This window comes from Blastococcus tunisiensis (assembly GCF_900112815.1).
Classification (GTDB): domain Bacteria; phylum Actinomycetota; class Actinomycetes; order Mycobacteriales; family Geodermatophilaceae; genus Blastococcus_B; species Blastococcus_B tunisiensis.
Genome location: NZ_FOND01000036.1, coordinates 1 through 10,883 on the forward strand (window position 1 = coordinate 1; position 10,883 = coordinate 10,883).

The window sequence follows — 10,883 nt, forward strand, 5'->3', positions numbered from 1 at the left end:
TGCCGGCCGCGCTGCGCCGCTCGCTGACCTGGGACCAGGGCATCGAGCTGGCACAGCACACCGAGATCACGGTCGCCGCCGACCTGCCGATCTACTTCTGCGACCCGCACTCCCCCTGGCAGCGCGGCACGAATGAGAACACCAACGGCCTGCTCCGCCAGTACTTCCCCAAGGGCACCGACCTCTCCGTCCACGACATCGACCACCTCGCCGACATCGCCGACCGACTCAACGGCCGACCCCGCAAGACCCTCGGCTTCAAGACCCCGGCCGAGACCCTCGCCCGGCTACTCTCCCAAGATCAAATGACCGGTGTTGCGTCGACCAGTTGAATCCGCCCTCCTGCGACCGCCTTCCGGTGTGCTACCGGGGACTGGCCCTGGGGGATCGTCCATGAGTCAAGTACCTCGGCAAGCATGGCGGCGGCGTTCCTCACGGCAGTGACGATGCCAGCATGGCGCCCTCCCCCACTATCCAACGCGCCTGTACCGGCGGATGACGCGGACGGCCGGAACGGGCCGCTGCGGCGCGCGGCTGCTGTCCGCGACCGGCATCCAGAGCTGACCGCGCACGAACAAGGCCCCCGGCCGTTCGCCTTCGTGGCGTCCGGCTGGGGGCCTTTCGTTGTTGTGGCTGGGGTCACTGGCGGTGCCTGGTTGAGACGCTCGCAGCGCTTCCGGATGGTCTGGCTCGTCCGCCCCACCGACCCGGAAGGACCCGCCATGCCCACCACGTACGCCGTCCGCACGAACGCCGCTCGGACGCTCGCGCACGTCGTCGCTGACGATGCAGCCCTGTGCGGAACGAAGCGGATCGGCAAGACCGCCGTTGCCGACGACATCAACGCCAAGGCCGTCCGTGCGATCGACGGCGTGTGCGTCGACTGCCTCGCCGCGCTGCCCGCGAAGAAGGAGCGCAAGGGCCGCGTATCGGCCGACGCCGCGACCTACGTGTCCGACGCCATCGCGGCCGTGGTCGGCGACGTCCCTGGCGCACGTCGCATCCGCCGCGCACGTTCGTCCGGCGCGACTGTCGCCTCGGTCTACCTGCCGGAGGGCAACGTCCAGGGCGCGAAGGCCGAGGCCGGCCCGTGGGCGATCGTCTGCCTCACGCACAAGGCCGTTCTTCCCGTCCGCACGCGGAAGGAGGCCGCGCAAGGCCTGCCGAAGCCGGAGGCGTTCTGCACGAAGTGCGCCGCCGCGCACGCCACGGCGACTGCGTGAAGGATCGCGCGCCGGTCAGGATCAGCCCACCGCCCGCTCCCATCGTGGGGCGGGCGGTGGCTAGTTTCCGAGTCTGACGACGGTGGGAGTAAGACTCCGAAACGCCGTCCTGACCTGCACAAACGCGGAAATGTCCCACCCGTCCACTAGGCTCCAGACCGCTTCGCTCGTCCAAGGTCGCTGGAGCCTAGTGGACGGCGCGCGCGCGAGGACGCTTGACATCACCAGTAGGCTCGTGTCGTCGCTCCCCCCGTTGAGGTGACATCGGACTCAAGGTAGTCATGTTGAGTGCCGATGGCATACTCTGATGGCTCCGAGAGAACCAAGGAGGTTCCCAGTGGCGATGGTGCATGCAACCGCCCCCAAGGACTCCAGTCTCACTGAAGAGCGGGATCTCCACGTCACGGAGGAGTACTTCGACTACCTCCAGACCGAGGCAGACCGTCCGGCTCGCACCCCGAACCCGAAGATGGTCAGCTTCTTCCGGTCGATGCGGGGCACGATCAAGCATCAGTGAGTGACGAGGCCGTCACTCCTCAAAGGTAGGGTCCAGCCCATGGCTGGGCCCTCCTTTTTGTGTACTCCCCTGAACGAAGGCCACCAGCTCGTTCACTTCTCTTGCGGCCACGTCGACTACGACGAATGGCTGAAAGCCAAGGCGCGCGACGCCCATGAGGCTCGGATCAGCCGGGTGTTCGTGCTGGCTCCCCCCGATGAACCGCGGCATGTAGTCGCGTACTTCACCCTCAGCAACAACACGGTGTACAAGTCCGACATCCCCAATCGGTTCGCCAAGGGTGTCGGCGGGGCCAGTCAGATGCCCGGCATCCTGCTCGGACGGCTGGCCCGAGATGAGTCGGCCCGTGGCATCCTGCCGCACATCATGCTGGCCGCGTTCGAGCGAGCCGTTCAGGCTTCGGACCTGTCTGCAGCTCGCTTCCTTGTGATCGACGCGGCCGACGAACGGCTGGCGACCATGTACGAGGCATACGGATTCACTCGGGCCAAGGTCAAAGAGGAGCGCTCGACGATTCCGCTCATACGCTTCATCAAGGACATCGTCGCCGAGATGAAAGCGGCCGAGACACCCGCCTGACCCTTGCGGGCCGGCGACCGTCCATCCTGCGGGCTTTAGGCAACTTCGGCAGGCCCGAGTTCAGTGCGATGAGCAGGTCCAGGCACTCCTCCTGGCGGACCTCGCCCACCACGATCCGGGAGGGCCGCATCCGCAGCGCCTCCTTCACCAGGCGGCGCAGCGGGATCTCCCCGGCGCCCTCGAGGTTCGCCTGCCGGGTCTGCATGGAGACGACGTCGGGCAACGGCACCCGCAGTTCGAAGACCTCTTCGCAGGTGATCACCCGCTCCCGGGCAGGGATCGCGGCGCAGAGGCAGTTGAGCAGCGTCGTCTTCCCGGCCTGGGTGCCGCCGGAGACGAGGACATTGAGCCCCGCGGCGACCGCCGCCTCGAGGAAGCGGGCGGACTGGGCGGTGAGCGTGCCGAGGGCCACCAGCTCGTCGAGGCTGTGCGCCTGCAGCACGAACTTCCGGATGTTGACCGCCATGTGCCGGCGGGTGATGTCGGGGATGACGCGCTCCCGGCCTCTTTTCGCAGGTCAACGCAGGTATGCGACCCCATCAGTCCGCACGGAGTCCGCAGATGGCGCGAATGCCGCATCGACAGCCGCACGGGTTCGGGTGTCCGCGTCGGGCCACAGGTGCGAGTAGGTCCGCAGGGTTTCCGTCTCGTCCGCGTGCCCCAGGACGTGTGCCACGGTCTTCACCGACTCCCCGTAGCGGATCAGCGCCGAGGCGGTGAAGTGCCGCAGGTCGTGGAACCGCGCGGTCGGGAGGCCGGCGCGCTTGCGGAGCGGCTGCCACACCGAGTTGTTGAAGGTGTTGGCCCAGATCGGGCCTCCGGTGCGCGACCGGAAGACGAGGTCGTCCGGTCCGGCCGGGAACCCCGCCAGATGCTCGGCCAGCGCCGAGGCGACCACGTCGGCCAGCGGCACCGTGCGGATACTTCCGCGGGTCTTCGGCGGTGCGAGCTTCGGCGGCGCCCCCGGCACCAGCGTCAACTGCTCGACGACGTCCAGCTCCCGCTCCAGGAACCGAACCCTGCTCACCTTGAGGCCCAGCGCCTCGCCCAGCCGCAGGCCACAGCCGGCGCCCAGGACGACGAGGGCGCGGTACCTGTCGGGCGCGGCGTCGACCAAGGCCGCAACCTGCTCGACCGTCAAGGGGACGACCTTCTCCCGGTGCGGCCGAGGAGGAACGGTGTCCCGACACGGTGACTTGGCGAGGAACCCGTCCTCAACGGCGTCGGCAAAGATGCCAGCCAGCAGCGACATCATCTGACGACTGGTCGTCGGCGACAGCTTCGCCTCGATCCCGCGACGGAACGCGAGCACCTGAGTTCGCGTGACTGCCGACAGCCGCTTGTCCCCGAACGCGGGCAGCAGGTGATTCCGCAGATAGGAGTCGTAGGCCCGGCGGGACGAGTCCCGTAGCGGCTGCGCCGGCAGCCAAGTCTCGACGTAGGCACGGAAGGTGCTTCGGCCCCTCTTCGGGTCAACCCAGTCACCGCGCACCAACGCCGCGGTCTGCTCGTCGAGCCACCGCTGGGCGTCGACCTTTCGCTTGAAATGGCGGGCGTGCTCCTTGCCGTTCTCATCCCGGTACCGCGGCCGGTATGTGCCGTCAGGCCGCCTCGCGATCGACGCCACCGCTCATCGCCTCCCTGGTCGTGAATCTGGCCATGGCCAGCGCAGTCTCGGCTCGTCTGCTGACCCGAACGCTGACACCGCGAATGGGACTTGTCTTCCTGCTCCGTCTTCCTGGGGATTCACCGAGGCATCCCCAGGCCTACGTCAGGATGTGGTGCGAGCCGTCGGACGTCCTCGGGGCGCGGCGGACGGACGACCAGCTGCGATGGCGCCGACGGGGAGGCGGGTGGCCGGGTGGCGAACTCGGGATCGTGGCGGGCCCGCCAGTGGTCACGCTCTCTGGCTAGCTGGTCGGCTGGCTGGGCGAGGAGAGCCGGCTCGGCCGACAGTCGCGCGATGCGGCCTCGGACGGCGGCCAGTTCTGCGTGGGCGGCGGCGATGGCCCGGTCGGTGTCGGCCAGCCGCTCCGCCGGGTCGAGGGTCCAGGCGAGAGGTCCGAAGCGGGCGAGCCGGTCCTCGTGCTGACGGCGGGCGTCGGCCACCGCGGCCCCGGCGTGCCGGTGGGCCTCCTGCGCGCTGGCTGCGGTCGCGCGCAACTGAGCGTGCTCCGGGTGAGCGTGTTCGGCGTGGTGGCGGGCGTAGGAGTCGAAGGCGGTCCACAGCCGCGGTCGGTCGTCGGACCGGTCGGCCAGGCGCGCGATCTGCTGCGGGTCGGTGGGCATCGCCGGCAGGTAGGGCCGCCAGGCGTCCGCCCAGTCGGTGAGCTGCTCGCCGGCCCGGTTCACCGCCGCCCGCCGAAGCCGGAGCCGGCCGGGGCCGTCGAGCACGACCTGCGCGGCGTCGCGGGCGGCGTCACGCCCCGTGTCCCAGCTGGCGAGCAGGGTGTCGCGGATCCGGTCGGTCTCGGCGGTGACGGCCGCGCCGCTGGCGTCGGCCCGCGCCGTGGCGTGGCGGGCGTCGATTCCCGTTTGCCGATAGGCATCTGTCAGCGCGGCGGCCCGGTCGGCGTGGGCGGACTCGAGCGCGACGATCTCGCTCAGCGCGTCCCGGCGCGGCAGGTCGTGGGCGAGCCGATCCAGGCAGCGTTGCTCGGCCGTCCACGCAGAGTGCAGATGGGCGAGCGCCTGCTCCAGCGGGCGCGGCTGGGCGTAGCGGGCGGCCTCGGCGGCGGCCAGCCGGGCGGCGTGCGCCGGGCCGAGATCGGCGCGGTCGCGGGCGAAGACCGCCAGCCACTGCTCCCGCGCCTGCGCGGGGTCGGTCGCCACGAGGTGGGCGGTGTTGGCGGTACGGCCGCGGGTCATCCCGACGTAGGCCGCGGCCGCGCCGGTGTCCTCGCCGACCACCAGGTGCGCGGCGGTCACGGTGTCGCCTTGGGTGCCGTGCGCGGTGGTTGCGTAGGCCGGTTCCACGTGCGCGGTGACGTAGTCGGCGGGCAGCACCCGCGCCCCGTGTCCGGCTGGGGTGACGGCGGGGGTGACATGCGGTGTGCCGTCGGGGGTGACGAGCAGCGCGCCGTTTCGACCCACGGCGGTGACGGTCCAAGTGTCGCGGTTGGCGACGCCGAGGTCGCGGTCGTTGCGGCGGGTGGCGATCCGGTCGCCGACGCCGATCCGCTCCCCCGCCCCGGTGACGACCACGCGTCTGTCCTCGACCCGGCCGTCGGTGACGAGTCGGTCCCGGATGGCGGGGTTGAAGGCGGCGGCCTGCTCACGGGTGGCGACCACCACGGCCACCCGCTCGCCCGCGGCGTAGCCGCCGGCCGCGCCGGCGGCGAGCGCCCCCCGCAGCGCCTGCCCGTCGGGGTGCAGCCGGATCTGCCCGCGGGCCAGCAGCGCGTCGAACACCATCCCCGGGTTATCGCCGGCGCGCATCGCCAGGGTCAGGTCGGCGTATGCGGTGTCCGGTGTCGTACGGCCGGTGGCGTCGGTGCGGGTGAAGCGGTGCACCCCGACCAGTGTCAGGTGCTCGGCCGGGTCGACCTGACGCGCGGCGAGGTCCAGGACGCCACCGCGCCCGACCGCCGCGAGCTGATGCCGGTCACCGAGCAGGGCGACGTGCACCTGGCACTCGTCGGCGACCGTCAGCAGGGCCCGGGCGGTGTCCTGATCCAGCATGCCCGCCTCGTCCACGACGAGCAGGTCGCCGGCCCGCAGCCGCGCACCGTCGACCGGTCCGGCATACGTACGGCCGGTGACCGGGTCGGTGTGGCCGACGGCGAGGCGAGTCCACTCGCCGTCGCCGTTCCAGCGCCAGCCGTGCTCGAAGGCCAGCCGGGCCGCCGACCCGGCGACCGCGCCGACCTCCGCGGCGGCCACTTTGGCCGCCTTCAGCGTCGGGGTCACCACCACCAGCCGGCGGCCCTGCTCGGCGAGCAGGGTCCTGGTGGCGGCCAGGGTGGTGGTCTTGCCGGCGCCGGCCGCGCCCTCGACCACCACCAGGGCCCACTGGCCGGCGAGCGCGGCGACCGCCGCGGCCTGCCCGGGATCCAACCGCGTGGCACCGGCTGCGGCCTCGACCGGCGGTGTCGGGTCGGTGTCCGGGGCGCCGGCTGGGCGTCCGGTGGCGCGGGAGGCAAGGCGGGCGGTGAGGTCGGCCTCGACGTCGAGCACCGGTCCTGAGGTCCAGGCCCGGATGTGCTCGGGAACCCCGTCGCGGTCCAGCAGCGGCACGCACCGGCCCAGGGTGCGGGCGGTGAGGTCTTCGGCGAGCTCGATGCGCACCGCCGGGTCGGTGACGATGCCGGCGGCGGCGAGCAGCTGTTCGACCTCCCCGCGCACGTCGGCGGCGTTCCACGCCGAGCGGGCGGCGGCCAGCCGGGCCAGCACCCGCTGCACCACCTGCTCCCGGTCCAGGCTGCCGACCGGGGTGGGGGTCAGGCCGGTGGGAACGTTCCGGTCGCGGTAGCCCAGGGCGACCAGCTCGGTCAGCCACCGCGACGTGAGGTCCTCCCCCGGCTGTGGCAGCCCCTTGTCCGGGCGGCCCTCTGCCCACGCTCGCACGTCCCAGGAGCGGCGCAACGCCGGGCCGGGGGATTCGCCGGGATGCGCCGCGGTCCATTCTCGTTCGTAGGTGTCGACGTTTCGGGCGATTTGCGCGGTCCGCGCGCTGAAGGCGCCCACGAAGTCCGCGAGCTGCCGTATCTCGCCACCGGCATCCAATACATACCCGTGGGCGGCGAGCGCGGCCCGGAATTGCGGGTTGCAGGCGACCGCGGCGTGCCCGATACCGTTGATCGCGGCGAGGAAATCGCGGACGCCGACGGTGTGCAGGCCGCGCCATTTCCCGGCCGCGAACACCCGGGCGTTGATCTGCAGGTGCAGATGGCGGTGCGGATCCCCGGCCCGCGACGTGTAGTGCGCCACCGTCACCGCCTCGGCCACCTCGACCGGCACCTGCACCTGCCCGCCCCGCGGACCGACCCGGGTGGTGGCGTGCTGCCCGAGCCAGCCGATGATCTGCTCGGCCGCCCGACCTTGGGCGGCGTCATACGCGGTCGCGATGTCCGGATGCAGCGCGGCCGCCAGCGACCACGTCTTCGGACCGTTGACCACCACCTCGACGAACCGCACCGCATGCTCGTCGCCGCGCAGCTGCCCCCGGGGCTCGCCGGTGCCCGGGTCACAGCCGGCCACCCAAGTCTCGTAGGTGTCGCCGGTCAGCGGCGCCAGCTCGGTCACCCGCCCCTCGGTGGTGCTGAACCGGCGGGCGACGCCGGCGCCCTCGGTGAGGTAGTAGTCATCCGCCCGGCCCCGGTCGGCCTCCACGTACTGCCGGGCAGCCGCCGGCGCGCCGGCGTAGATCTTCATCCCACCATGCATTCTCAACGCCACCCAACAATGACCAACAAGTCACCCCTAGAAACGCCAATGGGCCCCGCGAAGCGGGGCCCGGCCTACCTTCCGAAGGTAGCATGCGTGCCGTTCTTCAGTAGATGCTTGGATGTCGACGATAGGCTCTGACTTCTTATTGCTGCTCTATCGCTCCTGGCCGAGTTCTTGAACAACAACGGCAAGCGTTGGTGATGGTCGTCGCTCTGAGGCGTCCCTTCCGCGCTCCGAAGTTGCGCGCGCCTCGTCGTGAGCCACACAAGCTCCGCGGAGGTACGCTGTGCCTGGCAGGGCCTCGGGCGAAGATGCAGCACTGACGTCGCAGGGATGGCGCCGTTCGGGGATGCGTCGGCCAGCCATGCCCAGCCGGTGTCCCTGAACCCAGAGCCTTTTCGCTGCCCGCCGGGTTTGCTCGACCAGAGTCCCGTCGCCGGCAGCACCGTGCGCGGACACGTGCTGCACCGACGGGTCGATGTCCCGCATCCCGACCTCCGTGGCACCGGTCTAGCTCAATGCGAGCCCAGTCCTCGGCCCGCCTCATCCGGAACGCCAGCTGCCGCCGAGCCCGGCCGGATCGACGCCGCCGGCCGGCCGGCGCTCAGCCAGCCCTCGGAAGCTGAGACCTCAAGGGCTACGTCGACGAAGCGGTGAACCGCCGCCCCCGCCCCCCGCCGCCAGTACAGCTGGACGGGGATAAGGGTCGATGGTTCGACCGCCCGCCACACGAACCCGTCGGGCACGGGTTCGAACTGCGTCTCGAAAGCGACGGAGAAGGCCAGGCCGGCCGCGATCTGAGCTCGCGCGACAGGATCCCGGTGGAACAGGGCCGACGTCAGGTACTCGAACTCCTGGATCGGGCCGCGGAAGCCGTGGCCCCGGAACGAGTCGACCACGTGGTCGAAGAAATCCGGAGAAAACTGCCGGGGCCAGATGGCCAGCGTACTGCTGGCCAGGTCGTCCATCGTCAACACGGACCTGCCCGACAGGGGATGGCCCTGCCCCAGCACCACGCCGATTGGCTCGTCGCGCAGTCTGACCGACTCGAGGTCGTCGGCCACGTGGGCGGGCCGTGCCATCCCGACGTCCACCCGGCCGGCCCGGACTGACTCGATGCTCTCTGTCTGCCACATCTCGACCATCTGCAGCAAAAGCCTGGGCCAGCGCTCGTGCACCGCGCCGACCAGCCGCGGAAGCGTCTCGTTGACCAGGGTTGGCGTGTAGGAGACAACCAGACGTCCGCTCTCGCCGGCGGCGGTCCGCCGGGTCTCCTCGACCGCCGTGATCACCGATTGCAAGATCGACCGAGCGTGCTCCAGCAGCGCCACCCCGGCCTCGCTTAGCTCGATGCGGCGGGTGGTGCGACGGAAGAGCTGGACGCCGAGCTCGTGCTCCAGCTGCTGCACCTGCGCGCTGAGCGACTGCTGCACCATGTGCAGCTTCAGCGCGGCGCGGGAGAAGTTCAGCTCCTCGGCAACCGCGACGAACGCCCGCAGGTGCCGCAGCTCCAGATTGCTCGTCTTCACCGCCACCCCACCTCTTGCGCCGATTGGCCAATCTAGCTGGTTAATCGACCAGGAAACAGTGTTTCCCAGGTCACATCTGTCACTCGTAGGTTCGGTCCGTGGTCAACGCTGACCACCGAATGAGAGGCAGCGCCGTGCAGCTGGTCAGCTATCGCCGCAGGCAGGGAGCCGACGTGGGCGGAGGCGCCGCTCCCCGTCCAGGGGTCGTCGACGGCGAGCGCATCGTCGACCTCGTCGAAGCGGCGGGAGACAACGGCGACCCGGCCCCCGACTCGATGCTCGCCCTCCTGCGCCTCGGCGAGGAGGGTCTCGACCTCGCGCGGGCCTGCCTGGACCGCTCGAAGAGGACTGGTGACTTCGCTGTGCCGGCGAGCGAAGTCCGGCTGGCCGCCCCGCTCCCCCGCCCCAACTCGATGCGTGACTTCATGCTCGTCGAGGAGCACGTCAAGAACAGCTTCGGCACGGTCCCCGAGCAGTGGTATCGACTCCCCATCCACTGGAAGGGCAACCCGGACACGGTCATCGGCCCCGACGACGAGGCGCCGTGGCCGCACTACACCGACAAGCTCGACTTCGAGCTGGAGGTCGCCGCGGTCCTGGGCAAGCGCGCCTTCCAGGTGACGCCGGAGCAGGCACTGGACTGCATCGTCGGCTACACGATCTTCAACGACTGGAGCGCCCGTGACATCCAGTTCCGCGAGATGGAGGTGAAGCTCGGACCGGCCTTCGGCAAGGACTTCGCCACCACCCTCGGCCCGACGCTAACCACTGCGGACTCGATCGACATCTCCACCGCCCGCATGAGCGCCCGCGTTAACGGCGAGACGTGGTCGGAGGGCAACCTCGGCGCGATGGTCTTCAGCTTCGCCGAGGTCATCTCGACGCTCTCCGTGGACCAGCCGCTACAGCCCGGCGACGTGTTCGGCGGCGGCACGATCGGCCGCGGCTGCGGCCTGGAGATGGACCGCTGGATCGCACCCGGCGACGTCGTCGAGCTCGAGGTCGAGGGCATCGGTGTCCTCCGCAACCCGGTCGGCCAGAAGCGACCGACGCCGGGATACGGCATCGACCTCATCCGGACGACGGACTGACCCCGCCGGCCCACAACTGCACGTCCCGGGCTGCATCCGGCAGCCCGGCGCACCCCCTAAATCCATCGGAGAAGCGCATGACCGAAGTGATCCTGCAGGTCTACCCCACACTCGGCGACGAGCAGGAGATGGCCGCCCGCCGCCCGATCGGGCGTGACAACGACGCCTACCAGCGGATGCTCGCGAGCCTGATCGAGCTCGTGAAGGCCGCCGACGATCTCGGCTACTGGGGCATCACCCATGTCGAGCACCACATGCACTCCGAGGGCATGGAGATCTCGCCGTCCCCCCTGATGCTCAACCTCTACCTCGGGCAGCACACCAAGCGGCTCCGGCACGGCCAGCTCGGTCTGGTGCTCCCCGCGCACGACCCGATCCGGCTGGCCGAAGAGATCGCCATGGTCGACCACATGCTCAAGGGCCGGCTGTTCGTCGGCATGGCGCGCGGCTACCAGGCGCGCTGGCAGAACATCCTGTGTCAGCGGTTCGGCGTGACGTCGACGGCGTCGGACATGAGCGACGCCGACCAGCGCAACCGGCTGCTCTTCTCCGAGAA

At 70.5% G+C, this 10,883-nt stretch carries 10 protein-coding genes; 6 read left to right on the forward strand and 4 right to left on the reverse strand.

Annotated features, from left to right (window positions below; genetic code table 11):
- From BM142_RS23860 to BM142_RS23875, 4 genes are all read left to right on the forward strand, one after another.
- On the forward strand, window positions 1–332 hold a 332-nt coding region (locus BM142_RS23860; protein ID WP_139229008.1), incomplete at its 5' end, for an IS30 family transposase.
- An 84-nt stretch (window positions 333–416) separates the two neighbouring features.
- The gene (locus BM142_RS23865) at window positions 417–1,223 is read left to right on the forward strand and encodes a hypothetical protein (protein ID WP_139229009.1); all 807 of its coding nucleotides are present in this window, start codon (window positions 417–419) and stop codon (window positions 1,221–1,223) included.
- A gap of 343 nt (window positions 1,224–1,566) precedes the next feature.
- Window positions 1,567–1,740, forward strand: coding sequence for a hypothetical protein (locus BM142_RS24790; protein WP_217640872.1), 174 nt, complete (start codon window positions 1,567–1,569; stop codon window positions 1,738–1,740).
- Window positions 1,741–1,779: 39 nt separating this feature from the next.
- Entirely contained in the window at window positions 1,780–2,319 is a 540-nt protein-coding gene (locus BM142_RS23875; protein ID WP_092204004.1) for a hypothetical protein, read from the forward strand.
- Here the strand turns inward: BM142_RS23875 and BM142_RS23880 are convergent.
- The 4 genes from BM142_RS23880 to BM142_RS23895 all read right to left on the reverse strand — a co-directional run bounded on the left by BM142_RS23880 (window position 2,273) and on the right by BM142_RS23895 (window position 9,236).
- A complete protein-coding gene (locus BM142_RS23880) occupies window positions 2,273–2,785 on the reverse strand; it encodes an ATPase, T2SS/T4P/T4SS family (protein ID WP_254791221.1) in 513 nt (170 codons plus the stop codon). The genes BM142_RS23875 and BM142_RS23880 overlap by 47 nt on opposite strands.
- 51 nt (window positions 2,786–2,836) lie before the next feature.
- Window positions 2,837–3,946, reverse strand: a complete 1,110-nt coding sequence (locus BM142_RS23885; RefSeq protein ID WP_092204006.1) for a tyrosine-type recombinase/integrase — start codon at window positions 3,944–3,946, stop codon at window positions 2,837–2,839.
- Between the two features lie 119 nt (window positions 3,947–4,065).
- Window positions 4,066–7,692, reverse strand: a complete 3,627-nt coding sequence (mobF, locus tag BM142_RS23890; protein ID WP_092204008.1) for a MobF family relaxase — start codon at window positions 7,690–7,692, stop codon at window positions 4,066–4,068.
- Window positions 7,693–8,222: 530 nt separating this feature from the next.
- Window positions 8,223–9,236, reverse strand: a complete 1,014-nt coding sequence (locus tag BM142_RS23895; RefSeq protein ID WP_254791224.1) for a LysR family transcriptional regulator — start codon at window positions 9,234–9,236, stop codon at window positions 8,223–8,225.
- Between the two features lie 173 nt (window positions 9,237–9,409).
- Here BM142_RS23895 and BM142_RS23900 point away from each other — a divergent pair, with 173 nt between their 5' ends.
- Complete coding sequence (locus tag BM142_RS23900) at window positions 9,410–10,327, forward strand: fumarylacetoacetate hydrolase family protein (RefSeq protein WP_254791227.1); 918 nt, start codon at window positions 9,410–9,412, stop codon at window positions 10,325–10,327.
- A gap of 77 nt (window positions 10,328–10,404) precedes the next feature.
- A partial coding sequence (locus BM142_RS23905) for an LLM class flavin-dependent oxidoreductase (RefSeq protein ID WP_139229010.1) occupies window positions 10,405–10,883 on the forward strand: 479 nt, incomplete at its 3' end.